Below are 15998 nucleotides of genomic sequence, written 5' to 3' on the forward strand. Positions count from 1 at the left end.
ACTGCCCTGGTCGGGGCCCACCCCCTGTCGGGCATCGGTGCCACGATGAGGTCATGACCGTGGACCACGTCGGAGCCACCTGTGCGGACCTGCTCGACCGCGAGTCACCCCTGCCCTTCACCGCTCGCGACGCCGAGTCGGTCCATGCCCTCCACGCCGCCACCGCGGACTGAGGCCGGGGTGGACCAGCGCATCTCCTTCGTCACCCTCGGGGTGGCGAACCTCGCCGCCAGCCGGCGCTTCTACGTGGACGGGCTGGGGTGGGTGCCGGAGCTCGAGGTCGAGGGCGAGGTCCTCATGTTCCGGGCCGGACCCCTCCTCGTGCTCTCGCTCTGGGACCGCGCCCACTTCGAGGCCGAGGTCGGCCCACTGGCCGACACCACCGGCCTCCTCCCGATCACCCTCGCTCACAACGTCGCCACCCCGTCCGAGGTCGACACCGTCCTCGACGGCGCCCGGGCCGCGGGCGCGACATCCGTCTCCGACGCCGTCGAGCGCGACTGGGGCGGCTACACCGGCTACTTCGCCGACCCCGACGGCTTCCGCTGGGAGGTGGCGTTCAACCCCGGGCCGATCGGGCAGTCCGTCCTGCCGCCCGTGTCCGACACCACCTGAGGGGTGGTCGGCTCGAGGGGAGGTGCCTGAGAGACTGGGGCGCGGGTCCCACGCTTTGCGTGGGCCGGCATACCTCACCTCGTTCAAGGACCTCCCCGTGCCCCCACGCAAGCGCCCCGCCGGCGCCACGATCCTCGCCGTCGCCAACCAGAAGGGTGGTGTCGCCAAGACCACGTCGGTCGCCTCGCTCGGTGCGGCGTTCGCCGAACTGGGCAAGCGGGTGCTCCTCGTCGACCTCGACGCCCAGGCCTGCCTGACGTTCAGCCTCGGGGTGGACCCCGACGCGGTGGAGGAGTCGATCCACCACGTCCTCCTCGGCCAGGCCGCGCTCGCGGACGTCGTCGTGGAGTGCGAGGACGGGGTGCACCTCGTCCCCAGCTCGATCGACCTCGCGGGCACCGAGGCCGTGCTCCTCGGCCGGCCGGCGCGCGAGTACGTCCTCCAGACCGCCCTCGAGAGCGCGCGCAGGGACTACGACATCGTGCTCATCGACTGCTCACCCAGCCTGGGGGTGCTCACCCTCAACGCCCTGACCGCGGCGAACGGGCTCATCATCCCCATGCCGTGCGAGATGCTGAGCCACCGCGGTGTCGGGCAGCTGCTCGACACCGTCGCCGACGTGAAGAAGTTCCTCAACAAGAAGCTCAAGGTCGTCGGCATCCTCCCCACCCTCTTCGACGGCCGCAGCAACCACGCGCAGGAGGTCCTCTCGGACGTCGGCGAGCGCTACGGCCTGCCGGTTCTCTCCCCGCCGATCCCGCGCACCGTGAGGTTCGCCGAGGCGCCCGCGGTCGGCCGGTCCATCCTCACGACCTCGCGCACCTCGAAGGGGGCCCGCGCCTACCGCGACGTCGCGGCGTCCCTCCTGCCGCAGCTCTAGCCGCGACCGTTCCACACCGGATCTCGCGGGTCCGGACGGACGTCCCGCGGGGTTACCGTGGAGCCATGCCCACCACCACCAACGCACTGTCCGTGCCCGCTGCCTCCGCTCCCTTCGAGGCGGTCCAGATCGAACGCCGGGACCTGCGCGACGACGACGTCCGCATCGACATCGCCTTCGCCGGCATCTGCCACAGCGACATCCACACCGTGCGGGACGAGTGGGGTGCCGCGCACTACCCCATCGTCACGGGTCACGAGATCGCCGGGACCGTCAGCGCCGTCGGTGACGGGGTGACGAAGTTCGCCGTCGGCGACCGCGTCGGCGTCGGCTGCCTCGTCGACTCCTGCGCGGAGTGCGAGAACTGCAAGAACGGCCAGGAGCAGTTCTGCCTCAAGGGGTCGGTCGGCACCTACAACGCCAGGAACTACGACGGCGAGTGGGCCGCGGGCGGCTACAGCCAGCAGATCGTCGTCACCGAGCGCATGGTCCTCCGGGTGCCCGAGGGCATCGAGCTCGACGAGGCCGCCCCGCTCCTGTGCGCCGGCATCACGTCCTACTCGCCGCTCAAGCGCTGGGGCGCAGGCCCCGGCCGCAAGGTGGCCGTCGTCGGCGTCGGCGGCCTGGGCCACATGGGCGTCAAGCTCGCCGCCGCCATGGGCGCCGAGGTCACCACCCTCTCGCGCTCGGCCGACAAGGCCGACGACGCCAAGGCCCTCGGCGCGACGACGCACATCGCGACGAGCGACCGGGCCGCCATGCGCGAGGCCCGGGGCAGCTTCGACCTCGTCCTCAACACGGTGAGCGCCGACCTCGACATGGAGGCCTACCTGCGCCTGCTGCGCCCGAACGGCGCGCTCGTCAACGTCGGCCTGCCGCCCAGCAACTTCTCGGTCAAGCCCGGCAGCCTCATCATCGGCAACAAGTCGCTGTCCGGCAGCAACATCGGCGGCATCGACGAGACCCAGGAGATGCTCGACTTCTGTGCCGAGCACGGCATCGGCGCCACGATCGAGCGCCTCGACGCGAGCGACACGACGACCATCGACGCGGCATACGACGAGGTCGTGGCGGGCAAGGTGCGCTACCGCTACGTCATCGACACCGCGACGATCCCCTCCGCCTGACCGCAGCGTCACGAGAAGCGGCCCCCACCTCTGTCGAGGTGGGGGCCGCTTCGTCGTTCTCGCAGGACGGCGTATGCCGTCCGCGCGGGTCAGTCCGTCGAGCCGGCCGGCTTGCCGCCACGGGTGCGCCGACGGCTGCGGTTGCGGGCCGGGGCGTCACCTCCCGGCGCGCCACCCTCGGCGCGGGGTGCCGGGGTGCTCGTGCGGCTCTCGCCGCCGCGTCCACGTCCACCGTCACGGGAGCCACCCTCACGGGCCCCTCCGTCGCGCCCGCCACGAGCGCCGTCGCGCGAGCCCCCGCGGGAGCCGCCGTCACGCGGGCCGCGCCCGCCGGTGGGACGGCGGCCACCGGACTTGCCGGTCTCGCCGAGGTCCTCGAGGGTCTCCGCGTCGAGTCCGGCGCGGGTCTGCTCGGACTTGGCCAGGCGGCCCTTGGAGCCGCGCGGGATGTCCATCTGCACGTAGAAGTGGTCGGACGAGGAGTAGGTCTCCTCGGGGTCCGGGATCCCGAGGTCGAGCGCCTTGTTGATCATCGTCCAGCGGTGCAGGTCGTCCCAGTCGACGAACGTCACGGCGATGCCGGTCTGGCCCGCGCGGCCGGTGCGGCCGATGCGGTGGACGTAGGTCTTCTCGTCCTCGGGGCACTGGTAGTTGATGACGTGGGTGACGTTCTCGACGTCGATCCCGCGGGCGGCGACGTCGGTCGCGACGAGGACGTCGACCTTGCCGGAGCGGAACGCGCGCAGCGCCTGCTCACGGGCTCCCTGACCGAGGTCGCCGTGGATGGCGGCGGCCGCGAAGCCGCGGTCGGCCAGCTCGTCGGCGACCTTGGCGGCGGTGCGCTTGGTGCGGCTGAAGACGATCGTCAGGCCGCGGCCGTTGGCCTGCAGCATGCGGGCCAGCATCTCGACCTTGTCCATCGCGTGCGCCCGGAAGACGTGCTGGGTGATGGCCTTGACGGTCTGCGAGGTGTCGCCCTCGCCCTCCTGCATCGCGCGGATGTGGGTCGGCTGCGTCATGTAGCGACGGGCCAGCGCGACGACGGCGCCGGGCATGGTCGCCGAGAAGAGCATCGTCTGGCGAGCGGGGGAGGTCATCGCGAGGAGCTTCTCGACGTCGGGCAGGAAGCCGAGGTCGAGCATCTCGTCGGCCTCGTCGAGCACGACGGTCTTGGCGTGGGAGAGGTCGAGGTGGCCCTGCTTGGCGAGGTCGATGAGGCGGCCGGGCGTGCCGACGACCACCTCGACGCCCTTGGTCAGCGCCTCGATCTGCGGCTCGTAGGCGCGGCCACCGTAGACGGTGAGCACGCGGATGCCACGCGTCTTGCCGGCCCGCTCGAGGTCGGCGGCGACCTGCACGGCGAGCTCACGGGTCGGGGCGACGGCGAGGGCCTGCGGCTTGCCCTGGTGGGCGAAGCCCTCCCACGCGGCGTCGCCACGGGCGATGACCTTGTTGAGCAGCGGGATGCCGAAGCCGAGGGTCTTGCCGGTGCCCGTCTTGGCCTGCCCGATGATGTCGTGCCCGGAGAGCGCGACGGGGAGGGTCATGGCCTGGATCGGGAACGGCGTCGTGATGCCGTGCGCGGCCAGGGCCGCGACGATGTCGGGGTGGATGGAGAAGTCGGCGAACGTCTGCACGTCCGCGGTCGCCTGCTTCGTGGCCTCGATGGCGACCTCGTCGGGGATCGCCTCGGCGCTCAGCGGGTCAGCGGGCATGGTCTGGCTGTCGGTCATGGGAACTCTCTGATCGGCGGCGTCACGCGCGGAAGGCTTCTCGCCGCTGTGGCGGGCCGATCGGAGTTCTTCGGGCGGGGTCCGACTTCTCGGGCCCTCACACAGGTTGTCGTCGTGCTCATCGTGCCGACCGGGCACCGTGGACGCGTCCAGCCTACCGTGCGGACGACGTCCGTCCCTCCACGCGCCATGGCTAGGCTGCCCGTCATGGAGACGAACGCCGCGACAGGACTCGAGGACCCGGCATACCGGGCCGCCGTGGTCGACCTGCTCGGGGTGCTCGCCTACGGCGAGCTGACCGCCTGCATCCGGATGGCGACCGACTCCGACCTCGCGCCGTCGCTGCGCCTCAAGGCGAAGATGGTGGGGTTCGCCGCGGCGGAGTACCGCCAGTACGAGCTCCTCGTCGACCGGCTCACCGAGATCGGCGCCGAGGCCGAGGAGTCGATGCAGCCGTTCGTCGTCCCCTTCTCGGCGTTCCACACCCGCACCGCCCCGAGGAGCTGGGTCGAGGGCCTGGTCAAGGCCTACGTCGGCGACGGCATCGCCAAGGACTTCTACCGCGAGATGGCCTCGTTCGTCGACGAGGAGACGCGCGAGGTGATGGACCGTGCGCTCGACGACGCTGGCACCGGGGAGTTCATCGTCGGGGTCGTGCGTGACGTCATCCGGACGGACCCGACCGCCAAGGGGCGGCTCAGCCTGTGGGGACGCCGGCTGCTGGGCGAGGCGCTCAGCCAGGGGCAGGCGGTCGCCGTCGAGCGCGACGCCCTCTCTGGGCTGCTCATCGGTCGCGGGGCCGACCTCGCGCAGATCGGCCAGATGTTCACCCGGCTCACCGACCGGCACAGCGAGCGGATGACCCGGCTCGGCCTGACACCCTGACCGACGTCGGGACACGTCCCGGACACGGCAGAGCCCCGGCCCTCACGAGGAGAACCGGGGCTGCCGTGGTGCGTCTGGCGTCTGGGTGTCAGACGCGCTTCCTGCCGGTCATCGAGGTGTAGGCCACGATGAGCAGGGCGGCGACGATGACGCCGATGATCAGGGCGATCCAGTCGATCCCGGCGGTGTCTCCGCCACCGAGCAGGCCGGTCCAGACCCAGCTGCCGATGAGGGCGCCGAGGATGCCGAGGATGACCGTGACGAGCGTGGAGATGTGCTGCTTGCCCGGAAGAACGAGGCGGGCCAGCGCTCCAATGATCGCTCCGAGAATCACAGTAACGATGATGGTGGTGACCATGGGAAACCTTTCCTTTCTGCGCCCTCACGGGCGGGTGCCGTCACCCTGTTGGGGACCTTGACAACCCGACCCTATGCCACAACGGAGCCCGAACAGCGCATGCGCGCCGCCCGAATCGCCGTGATGACGCCGCCTGTATCACGCCTGTTCAGGGACTCTTTTTCACCCCAAGGGGTGGGGCCGGTCAGATCTGGGTGAAGCCGACCCGGCTCTTCTCGGACTCGCCGACCTGGACCCAGCCGAGAGCCCGACCGGGCACGAGGATCGCGCGGCCCTTGGTGTCGGTGAGGCGCAGCACGCCACCCTCGGCGAGGGCTGCGTCGATGGCCTTGGCGACCTCGTCGGCCGACGCGTCGGTCTCGAGGGCGATCTCGCGTGCGACGTTCTGCACGCCGATGTTGACCTCCACGGTCTGGTCCACCTTTCGTTGGGAAGGCGCGCGGCACGGAGCCGGCGACCATTGCTGATGAGGCTAACCCTGGGCGTGCTCGGATCGTTCCCCACCCACGCGCGGCAGGCCGCCCAGGCCGCGCCACGCCAGGGCGCTCGCGAGCCGGGTCGCCTCCTCGCGGGACATCTCGGACTCCGCCGCCAGCCAGTGACGGGCGGTGATCTGCGACATGCCGGCGAGTCCGACGCCGAGCAGCATGGCCTGGTCGTCGGGGATGCCGGAGTCCACGGCGATGACGTCGGCGATGGCCTCGGCACAGGCGAGCTCGAGGTTGTCGAGCCGGGTCCTCACCTGCGGGACGCTCGTGAGGTCGGACTCGAAGATCATCCGGAAGGCGGCACCCTCGCGGGAGACGAAGTCGAAGTAGGCGCTCGTCGTCGCGGCCACCCGCTCCTCGTTGTCCTCGGTGGGTCGCGAGAGGGCCTCGCGGACGAGGCGCACCAAGGTGTCGCAGTGGGCGTCGAGCAGCGCGAGGTAGAGCTCGAGCTTGCCCGGGAAGTGCTGGTAGAGAACGGGCTTGGACACCCCTGCGTGCTCGGCGATGTCGTCCATCGCGGCGGCGTGGTAGCCGCGGTCCACGAAGACCGCCTGCGCCGACTCGAGCAGCTGGGCCCGGCGCTCCGATCGGGGCATCCGCTGTCCGCGGTGCGGGGTGGTGTCCATCAGGTTCCTGTCTGGCGGTGACGCTGAGGTGGGTGCCGCTCATGCTACGGAACAGGCCGCGGCGGGTCGTGCGACGCGACGTATCGTGAACGGGTGGACGGCGACTCTGGGCAACGCGGGCGTATGCCGCTCGCTCCCGTCGGTGCGCCGCTCCCTCCCGACCAACGCACCCGCTACGCCCGCCACCTCATCCTCCCGGGGGTCGGCGACACCGGGCAGCGGCGGCTGCGGGCGGCCCGGGTCCTCGTCGTGGGTGCCGGTGGCCTCGGGTCGCCGATCCTGCTCTACCTCGCCGCCGCGGGGGTCGGCCGCATCACCGTCGTCGACGACGACAGCGTCGACCTGACCAACCTCCAGCGCCAGGTGGTCCACGGGGTCGCTGACGTGGGCCGGCCCAAGGCACACTCGGCCGTCGACGCGCTGGCGGCGCTCGCCCCCGATATCCACGTGGAGCCCGTGACCCAGCGGCTGACCGCCGACACCGTGCTCGGTCTCGTCGCCGACCACGACGTCGTCGTCGACGGGGCCGACAACTTCCCGACGCGCTACCTCGTCGGCGACGCGTGCGCCCGTCTCGGGGTCCCGCACGTCTGGGGGTCGGTCTACCAGCACGACGCCCAGGTCAGCGTCTGGTGGGCGGGGGAGGGGCCCTGCTACCGCTGCGTCTTCCCCACGCCTCCACCGCCGGGTGCGGTCCCGTCGTGCTCCACCGGTGGCGTGCTCGGCGCGAGCTGTGGCGCGGTGGGGTCGGTCATGGCCGAGGAGGTCGTCAAGCTCGTCGTCGGCGTCGGGAGGCCGCTGGTCGGGCGGCTGCTCCTGCACGACGCGTGGGCCCAGGAGTGGAGCACGCTGCGGGTGGTCGCTGACCCGGACTGCGTGGTCTGCGGCGAGGCGGCCGACGTGCGGCGTCCGGTGGGCATCGAGACCGAGGCCACTCCCGCCGGCGACGAGGGCGACGAGGGCGAGGCGGACCTGCCCTCGCTCAGCGTCGAGGTCCTCGCGCGACGGCTCCGGGAGCGTGACGCCGGTGCCGACGACTTCCTGCTGGTCGATGTCCGCGAGCCGGGTGAGCGCGAGGTGGTGGTCATCCCCGGCGCCCTGCCCGTGCCGCTCGCCCAGGTGCGCACGGGCGAGGGCGAGGCGATCGGACAGGTCGGAACCGGCATACCGGTCCTCGTGCACTGCAAGTCCGGGGCACGGTCCGCCGAGGCGGTGCGCATCCTGCGCGGGCGTGGGGTGCCGGCGGTCGACGTCTCCGGAGGCGTCCTCGCGTGGGTGCGCGACGTCGACCCGAGCCTGCCCACCTACTGACCTGCCGTGGCGGGCGCGGTGTCGGACCGGCGTGATGGAGTTCTCGGGTGCTGACCCTGCGACGAGCCGCCTCGACCGAGGCCGCGCCACCTGACCTCGACGCCGTGCAGCAGTCGGTCGTCGACTGGCGCGGCACGGGCGTCCTGCGCGTACTCGGGGCTCCGGGCACCGGCAAGTCCACCTTGGCGGTGGAGCTCGTGGCCGCGCACGTCGCCGACGGCCTCCGCCCCGACCAGTGCCTCGTCCTGGCGCCGTCCCGTCGCGCCGCTGCCCGGCTGCGCGACCAGGTCACGGCGCGGGTGGGTGGGACGTCGACCGAGCCGCTGGCCCGGACGTTCGCGTCGTTCGGCTTCGGGGTGCTGCGGGCCGCGGCGGCCCTCGAGGGCGACCCGCCGCCCCGCCTGCTCAGCGGCCCGGAGCAGGACGTCGTCCTGCGTGAGCTCCTCGCGGGTCACGCCTCCGGCGACACCCCGGGTCCGCGCTGGCCCGAGCGGGTGCGGCTCGCGCTGCCCACGAGGGCCTTCCGCGCCGAGCTGCGCGACCTGCTCATGCGCGCGGTCGAGCTCGGGCTGGAGCCGGACGAGCTGGCGCGCCTGGGTGTCGAGCACGGCCACGACGAGTGGGTCGCGGGGGCCGAGCTGCTGCGCGAGTACGACGAGGTGACGGCGCTGCTGACACCCGGCGCCTTCGACCCGGCGTGGATCCTCGGAGCGGCGGCGAGCGCGTTGGAGGAGGTCGACCTGGCGGCGGCGCTCACGTCCGGACTGCGGCTCGTGGTCGTCGACGACGCCCAGGAGATGACGCCTGCGGCCCTGCGCCTGCTGGAGGTGCTGCGCCGCGTCGCGCCGTCGGCGGGTGTCGTGCTCCTCGGCGACCCCGACGGTGCGACCCAGACCTTCCGCGGCGGCGACCCCACGCTGCTCGCCCGCGACTGGGTCGTTCTCGGCGACGGACCGACCGTCGTGCTGCCGCGCAGCCACCGCCTCCCGCAGGACCTGCTCAGGGTGACCAGCGCCGTGGCGGGGCACATCGGTGTGCTCGGTGGGGGTGCGCACCGCCGGGTCGAGCCCTGCGGTGAGGGTGGGTCGGTGGAGGTCCACCTGCTGAGGTCGGCCAGCCAGGAGGCCGGCTTCGTCGCCTCGCGCCTGCGCGCAGCCCACCTGCTCGACGGGGTGGCGTGGTCGGACATGGCGGTCGTGGTCCGGGGGCAGGCTCGCAGCGCGGCACTGCGCCGAGCGCTGCAGTCGTCGGGGGTTCCCGTCGGTGCCGCCGAGGCCGAGCTCCCCGTGCGCGACGAGCCCGCGGTGCGACCGCTCCTCGCCCTGCTGCAGGTCGTCGTCGACCTCGGCCTGGGGCGCACCGAGGACGTCCCCGTCGACGTCGCCCTGGACGTCCTCGTGTCCCCGCTCGGGGCGGCCGACCCGGTGGAGCTGAGACGGCTGCGCCGGGCGCTTCGCCGCGAGGAGCTCGACGCGGGGGGCTCGCGCACGAGTGACGAGCTCCTCGCGGAGGTCCTCCTGCGTCCGGCCGTCCACGACCGGCTCGGCATCGAGGGGCGGTCGGTGCAACGGGTGGGGCGGATGATCCGGGCCGGGGTGGAGGCCTGCGCCGACGAGGACGGCAGGTGGGCCGCCGGCGCGAGCGCCGAGGGCATCCTCTGGGCGATGTGGGACGCCTCGCGCCTCGCCGGAGCATGGCGGGAGGCGGCGCTCGCGGGTGGCGCGGCCGGGGCGCGCGCCGACCGTGACCTCGACGCCGTCCTCGCGGTGCTGAGGGCTGCGGCCACCCACGGTGAGCGGCTGCCCGGCTCCTCGCCGGAGACCTTCCTCCAGCACGTCCTCGGCCAGGACGTGCCCGGTGACACCCTGGCGGCGCGGGCTCCCATCGGGGACGCGGTCTCGCTGCTCACGCCCCAGTCCGCAGCCGGACGCGAGTGGCCGCTCGTCGTGGTGGCCGGGGTGCAGGAGGGCAGCTGGCCCGACCTGCGGCTGCGTGGCTCGCTGCTGGGGTCGCAGGACCTCGTCGACGTCGTGCGGGGCAGGGCCGGCGGGCACCGGGCCGCCCTGGCAGCGGTCCGTCACGACGAGACCCGCCTGTTCCACGTCGCCGTCTCGAGGGCCGCCCGGTCCCTGCTCGTGACAGCGGTGCGCAGCGAGGACGAGCAGCCCTCGCCGTTCCTCGAGGTCGTCGACCCGTTGCCCTCGGGGCAGGACCGGCGCCAACCCAGCGACTGGTCGCGTCCGCTGACCCTTCCCGCGCTCGTCGGCGCCCTGCGGCGCGACGTCGTCTCCCACGACCCGCGACGACGGGGCGGCGCCATCACGGGGCTCGCGCGGCTGGCGAGAGCCGGCGTGCCGGGGGCGGACCCGGCCTCGTGGTGGGTGCTGCACGACCTCTCCGACGAGCGCCCGCGCCGGGAGCCCGAGCAGCCGGTTCGGGTGGGGCCGTCGTCGATCGACGGGTTCTCCTCGTGCCAGCTCAAGTGGGCCCTCACCAGGGCCGGTGGCGACGGCCCGATGATCGGCCAGCGCGACATCGGGACCCTCATCCACGAGATCGCGGCCGAGGGTGACGCCGACGCCGAGACGATGCGCCGCGCCCTCGCCGAGCGGTGGCCACGGCTGGGGCTGCCCGCCGGCTGGTCGACCGAGGTCAAGCGGCGCGAGGCCGGACGGATGCTCGACCGGCTCGCGCGCTTCTTCGACGAGAACACCGCCCAGGGATGGCGCCGTCTCGCGGCCGAGGAGTCGATGCGCGTCGAGCTCGGGCGCGTGGTGCTCAGCGGCACCGTCGACCGGCTCGACGTCGGGCCCGACGGCGCCGTGCGGGTCCTCGACTACAAGACCGGGTCGAGCAAGCCCCGCGCCTCCGACGTGCCGCGGCACGCGCAGCTCGGCGCCTACCAGCTGGCCGTCGAGGCCGGCGCCTTCGGCCACCTCGACGTGCCACCCGAGTCCGCGGGGGCCGCCCTGCTGCACCTGGGCAAGGCGGCGGGCACGAAGACGACGATCCAGGTCCAGGCGCCGCTGGCGCGCGACGAGGACCCGGCCTGGGCCGGCCGGCTCGTCCTCGAGACCGGTGAAGCGATGGCCGGCGCCACGTTCACGGCGACGCCGAGCGACGAGCTCTGCCGGACCTGCCCGGTGCGCAGCTCGTGCCCGGCGCAGGCCGAGGGGAGGGCGCTGTGAGCACCACGTTGACGAGCACCCGTGCGTCGGTGCGCTTCTCGGCTGCGGAGGTGGCCAGGGCCATCGGCCTGCCGCACTGCCCGACGCCCGAGCAGACCGCGGTCATCGAGGCACCGCTGCGCCCGCTGCTCGTCATCGCCGGGGCCGGTTCGGGCAAGACCGAGACGATGGCCGCCCGCGTCGTGTGGCTCGTCGCCAACGGCTTCGTCGAGCCCGAGGACGTCCTCGGGCTGACCTTCACCCGCAAGGCGGCGACGGAGCTCGCCGACCGCATCGGCAACCGCCTGGCCCAGCTGCGCAGCGTCGGCCTGTGGACGCCTGCCGCCGTCGACGGCGCGCCGGCCCTGGGGGCAGCAGTGAGCGTGTCGACCTACCATTCGTATGCCGGCCGGCTCGTCCGCGAGCACGGGCTGCGGCTGGGCTACGAGTCCGACACCCGCCTGCTGTCGGAGGCCGCCGCCTGGCAGACCGCCCACGAGGCGGTGGTGCGCTACGACGGACCGATGGACGAGGTCGAGAAGGCCGAGTCGACGGTGACTGCGGCGGTGGTCGACCTGGCGGGTGAGATGGCGGAGCACCTCCAGACGCCGGACGCCGTCGCGGCCCACCTCGACGAGGTCATCGACCACCTCGAGTTGCTGGAGCGGGGCGACACGAAGAAGAAGGTCAACCCGGCTGCCGGGGAGCTGGCCAACCTGCGGCTGCGCCGCGCCGTGGTCCCGATCGTCAAGCGCTACGCGCAGCTCAAACGCAGCCGGGACGCGATGGACTTCGCCGACCAGATGGCCCTGGCGGCTCGGCTGGCCCTGTCCTTCGACGACATCGGGGCCATCGAGCGTGCCCGTCACCGCGTCGTGCTGCTCGACGAGTTCCAGGACACCTCCGAGGCGCAGCTCGCGCTGCTCAAGGCGCTCTATGCCGCGCCGGGGGAGTCGTGTGCCGTCACGGCGGTCGGCGACCCGCACCAGTCGATCTACGGCTGGCGCGGGGCCAGCGCGACGACGCTCACCCGGTTCGCGGTCGAGTTCGCCGACCCCGAGCCGGCGACCAAGCTCGACCTGTCGACGAGCTGGCGCAACGACACGGCGATCCTCGACGTGGCCAACCACCTGGCGCGACCGCTGCGGGCCACCTCCCGCGTGACGGTCGAACCACTCTCTGCCCGACCCGGCGCCGGTGCCGGGTCGGTCGAGGTCGCCCGGCTCCTCACGGCCGCCGACGAGGCCGACCACGTCGCCCGGTGGCTCGCCGGCCAACGGGCCCGCGGTGACGTCAGCGCCGCGGTGCTCTGTCGCAAGCGCGCCGAGTTCGCGACCGTCACCGCGGCCCTCGAGGAGCACGGCATCCCCCACGAGGTCGTCGGTCTCGGCGGTCTGCTGCTCACCCCCGAGGTGGAGGACCTCGTCGCGCTGCTGCACGTCGTGCAGGACCCGGCCCGGGGCGACCACCTCGTGCGGCTGCTCACCGGGCCCATGACCCGGCTCGGGATCGCCGACCTCGACGCCCTCGCCGCATGGTCCCGCCACCAGCAGCGCCGCCGCGGTGGCGACGTCGCCCGGCACGAGCGCGACCTGGCCCCCGATGCCGCGGACGCGCCCAGCATCGTCGAGGCGCTCGACGACCTCCCGACCGCCGGCTGGGTGGGCGCGGAGGGCGAACGGCTCTCCGACCTCGCCCACCAGCGGCTCACCGGGCTCGCCGCGACGGTGCGCCGGCTGCGCGGCCTGACCTTCCTGCCCCTGCCCGACCTCGTCCTCGAGGCCGAGAAGGCCCTGGGTCTCGACATCGAGGTGCTGTCGCGGCCGGAGTACACCCCTGCGGCCGCGCGGGCCCACCTCGACGCCTTCGGTGACGTGGCGGCGCAGTTCTCCGCCGGTGCCGACCGGGCGACGCTCGGTGGGTTCCTCGACTGGGTCAGGGCGGCCATCGACGAGGAGCGGGGCCTCGACCGCGGCTACTCCGAGGCCACGGCCGACGCGGTGCAGGTGATGACGATCCATGCGGCGAAGGGACTCGAGTGGGACGTCGTGGCGGTGCCCGCCCTCGTCGAGAGCACGTTCCCCGCGCACAACCTGCACTCACCGAGCTTCAAGGACGGGCAGTGGCGGATCTCGGCGCCCAAGGACAAGGGGTGGCTCGCGGGGCTCCAGGACGGCGGCCTGCCCTACGCGTTGCGAGGTGACCGCGACGGACTCCCGGACTTCGGCTGGCGGCACGCCGGCGGCTGGGACGACCTCGCGGCCCGGGTTGAGGCGTTCGCCGTGGCCGGTGGGGAGCACGCCGTCGCCGAGGAGCGGCGGCTCGCCTATGTCGCGGTGACGCGGGCGCGGCAGGCGCTCCTGCTCACGGCGAGCGTCTGGAGCCGGCCGAAGACGCCTCGGGTGACCTCCCGCTTCCTCGACGAGGTCGTCGGCCTCGTCACCCCGGAGGACGGGGACACGGGCCCGCGTCCGGTCCGGCGCGGTCCGTGGGAGGAGCTCCCGGTGCCACCCGAGGACAGGTCGCCACTGGTGAAGCCGGGGAGCGCGGAGGGCGCCGAGTTCGTGTGGCCGGTCGACCACCTGGCCCATCGTCGGACCCGCGCGGCCGCCGCGGCTCGGGCTGTGGACGACGCGGTGGGTGCGGTTCCCGACGGGGGTGAGCCCGGGCCCGACGGCGGCCCTTGGGCGCGCGAGACCGCGCTCCTGCTCGCCGAGCGCGCGGCCCGCCGGGCGCGGCACGCCGACGTCGTCGAGCTCCCCTCGCACCTGTCGACCTCGTCGCTCGTCGCCCTGGCGCGTGACCCCGAGCGCTTCACCGACGAGCTGCGGCGCCCGATGCCGTCGGCTCCCGCGCCTGCCGCTCGCCGCGGCACCGCGTTCCACGCCTGGGTGGAGGAGCACTACGCCAGGGCAGCCATCGTCGACATCCTCGACCTGCCGGGCAGTGCCGACGAGGACCCGATGACCGACGAGGAGCTCCCGGCGATGCGCGAGCGCTTCCTCGCCAGCCCGTGGGCAGGGCGCCAACCCGTGGAGATCGAGACGGCCCTCGAGACGGTGCTCGACGGCGTCGCGATCCGCGGCCGGGTCGACGCCGTCTTCGCGGATGTCGAGGACGCGGACTGGGTCATCGTCGACTGGAAGACCGGGCGCAGGCCCACCGGTGAGGTGGCCCGGGTCCGCGCACTCCAGCTGGCGGCCTACCGGATCGCCTGGGCACGGCTGCGGGGCATCGATCCCCAGCGGGTGCGTGGGGCGTTCTACTACGCCGAGAGCGGCGAGACGGTCTGGCCCGAGCTCGTCGGCGCGGCCGAGATCAGCGCTCTTCTCGCTGCCGTTCCCGGTCGGTGACGTCGGCCTCCTCGACGTCGTGCTCGGTTCCACCGCCGTCCGTGGCGTCGGGGACGGCGACGTGGGACCCGGTTCGAGCACCCTCGCTCGGGCGGTGCTCGCTGTCCAGGTCCGCGGCGGCCGCGTCGTCGCTGTCGTCGTCGTCCTCGGCGAGCTCGACGACGGCGGGGGAGTCGGGTGCCAGCGAGCGAGGCGTCCAGGCGACCTCTTCCTCGGGTGACTGGTCCTCGGCGGAGCCGTCGCCGTCACCGCTGTGCCGGTGGTCCTCCTCCTCCGGTACGCCGGTCCACACGTGTGCACCGGATGCGACAGTCGGGTGCTCCTCCGGAGCGTCATCCGACCTGTCGTCCACCGAGGGTGCATCGTCGGAGCCGTCGTCGGAGGCGTCGTCGGGATCCGAGAGGCCGAAGGCCACGCCGTCGTCCTCGTCGTCGTCCTCCACCATGGGAGGGGGCATGGCCCGGGCGCGCAGAGCGACGGGAGTGAGCGAGGTGCGGCGGTAGTCGTCGGCGGGGTCCTCGGCATGCACCTCGTCGTCGAGTCGGCGCAGGCGCGTGGAGAGCCCCTCGACCGCAGCCTCGTCACCGCGGGCGTCCGCCCGCATCAGCTCGGCGAGGACGCCCAGCTCGGCGGCCAGCCGGGCGCGGACGAGCAGGTTCGGGTCGGGCCGCTCCACGCGCGCGTGGGCGTAGGCCTCGGCGACGGTCTCGATGGTGGCCGGGTCGCACTCGTTGACGACGGCCGCGAAGTCGTCGGCCGGGTCGGCCACCTTGGCGTTCTCCCAACCGGTGACCCCGCGGATGCGGCCGGTGGAGGCGTCGGAGTCGTCCTCGAAGACGGCCAGCACGTGGTCCCCGGTCAGGTCGCCGTGGACGGGCGTCGGCGCGAACCGCCAGAGCCCGACGTCCTCGAGGGCATGCTCCCAGCGCGCGAGCAGGGCCGTGGGCACGCGGCCGGACTCGGCCGCACGGTCGAGCTCGGCAAGCCGCCGCGTGCGGTAGGAGTCCGTGTCATAGGTGGGCATGCCGGCCTCGTCGAAGAGGCGGACGTCGGTGTTGTGCAGCGACGCCAGGCAGCGCCCGAGGTCGGCGGCGGGGCCGGGTCCGGCGGGCAGCTCCTCGAAGGCGAGGTTGTGCCCCGGAAGGAACGGGTAGACCATCGCGCGCCCGCCGCCCTTGAGCTCGACGAAACCCCGCGGGACCGGGATGGCGAAGGGGACACGGCGCGCGAGCATCTGCAGGAGCGTCACGCTGAGGTCCATCCGCGCCCCGGCGGCCTCGGTGCGCGGCGCCCGGACCACCCACCGGCGGTGCTCGCTGTCCTGGACGAAGGCGACGTCGTAGTCCTGGTCCTCCACGCTGGGCAGCGCCTCGACGCTCACCGGGTCCAGGCCGGGGACGGCGGCGCTGGCCAAGGCTGCCAGAAAGCTCGGGGTGCGTTCCACGCGTTCACCGT

12 protein-coding genes are annotated in these 15998 nt (G+C 73.4%); 7 read left to right on the forward strand and 5 right to left on the reverse strand.

Features of this window, described 5'->3' with window-relative positions; translation table 11 throughout:
- The first annotated feature begins 180 nt into the window (after positions 1 to 180).
- From ACOJV9_RS01850 to ACOJV9_RS01860, 3 genes are all read left to right on the forward strand, one after another.
- Entirely contained in the window at positions 181 to 615 is a 435-nt protein-coding gene (locus ACOJV9_RS01850) for a VOC family protein (protein ID WP_420183469.1), read from the forward strand.
- Between the two features lie 22 nt (positions 616 to 637).
- Positions 638 to 1495, forward strand: a complete 858-nt coding sequence (locus ACOJV9_RS01855; protein WP_420183470.1) for a ParA family protein — start codon at positions 638 to 640, stop codon at positions 1493 to 1495.
- A 65-nt stretch (positions 1496 to 1560) separates the two neighbouring features.
- Positions 1561 to 2622: an NAD(P)-dependent alcohol dehydrogenase gene (locus ACOJV9_RS01860; protein ID WP_420183471.1), complete on the forward strand. Its 1062-nt coding sequence runs from the start codon at positions 1561 to 1563 to the stop codon at positions 2620 to 2622.
- 89 nt (positions 2623 to 2711) lie between these two features.
- Here the strand turns inward: ACOJV9_RS01860 and ACOJV9_RS01865 are convergent, their stop codons facing one another.
- The gene (locus ACOJV9_RS01865) at positions 2712 to 4355 is read right to left on the reverse strand and encodes a DEAD/DEAH box helicase (RefSeq protein WP_420183472.1); all 1644 of its coding nucleotides are present in this window, start codon (positions 4353 to 4355) and stop codon (positions 2712 to 2714) included.
- 207 nt (positions 4356 to 4562) lie between these two features.
- Between ACOJV9_RS01865 and ACOJV9_RS01870 the strand changes: the two genes are divergently transcribed.
- A complete protein-coding gene (locus ACOJV9_RS01870; protein WP_420183473.1) occupies positions 4563 to 5240 on the forward strand; it encodes a ferritin-like fold-containing protein in 678 nt (225 codons plus the stop codon).
- 88 nt (positions 5241 to 5328) lie between these two features.
- Here the strand turns inward: ACOJV9_RS01870 and ACOJV9_RS01875 are convergent, their stop codons facing one another.
- The 3 genes from ACOJV9_RS01875 to ACOJV9_RS01885 form a co-directional block, all read right to left on the reverse strand.
- Complete coding sequence (locus tag ACOJV9_RS01875) at positions 5329 to 5598, reverse strand: GlsB/YeaQ/YmgE family stress response membrane protein (protein ID WP_420183474.1); 270 nt, start codon at positions 5596 to 5598, stop codon at positions 5329 to 5331.
- A 184-nt stretch (positions 5599 to 5782) separates the two neighbouring features.
- The gene (locus ACOJV9_RS01880) at positions 5783 to 6019 is read right to left on the reverse strand and encodes a DUF3107 domain-containing protein (protein ID WP_420183475.1); all 237 of its coding nucleotides are present in this window, start codon (positions 6017 to 6019) and stop codon (positions 5783 to 5785) included.
- 51 nt (positions 6020 to 6070) lie between these two features.
- Entirely contained in the window at positions 6071 to 6712 is a 642-nt protein-coding gene (locus ACOJV9_RS01885) for a TetR/AcrR family transcriptional regulator (RefSeq protein WP_420183476.1), read from the reverse strand.
- Positions 6713 to 6805: 93 nt separating this feature from the next.
- Between ACOJV9_RS01885 and ACOJV9_RS01890 the strand changes: the two genes are divergently transcribed.
- Genes ACOJV9_RS01890 through ACOJV9_RS01900 form a run of 3 tightly spaced genes read left to right on the forward strand, consistent with a single transcriptional unit; the run spans position 6806 to position 14543 of the window.
- Positions 6806 to 8023, forward strand: coding sequence for a ThiF family adenylyltransferase (locus ACOJV9_RS01890; protein ID WP_420183477.1), 1218 nt, complete (start codon positions 6806 to 6808; stop codon positions 8021 to 8023).
- A gap of 47 nt (positions 8024 to 8070) precedes the next feature.
- Positions 8071 to 11211 carry an ATP-dependent helicase gene (locus tag ACOJV9_RS01895; protein WP_420183478.1) on the forward strand — a complete coding sequence of 1047 codons (3141 nt, stop codon included), beginning with the start codon at positions 8071 to 8073 and terminating at the stop codon, positions 11209 to 11211.
- Complete coding sequence (locus ACOJV9_RS01900) at positions 11208 to 14543, forward strand: UvrD-helicase domain-containing protein (RefSeq protein WP_420183479.1); 3336 nt, start codon at positions 11208 to 11210, stop codon at positions 14541 to 14543. The genes ACOJV9_RS01895 and ACOJV9_RS01900 overlap by 4 nt, the downstream gene beginning before the upstream one ends.
- On the opposite strand, the gene ACOJV9_RS01905 is transcribed toward ACOJV9_RS01900, so the two are convergent.
- Positions 14509 to 15987, reverse strand: a complete 1479-nt coding sequence (locus tag ACOJV9_RS01905; RefSeq protein WP_420183480.1) for a macrolide 2'-phosphotransferase — start codon at positions 15985 to 15987, stop codon at positions 14509 to 14511. The two genes, ACOJV9_RS01900 and ACOJV9_RS01905, sit on opposite strands and share 35 nt — an antisense overlap.
- Between the last annotated feature and the right edge of the window lie 11 nt (positions 15988 to 15998).

Origin of the sequence: Knoellia terrae (assembly GCF_048606435.1) — a bacterium.
GTDB lineage: Bacteria > Actinomycetota > Actinomycetes > Actinomycetales > Dermatophilaceae > Knoellia > Knoellia terrae.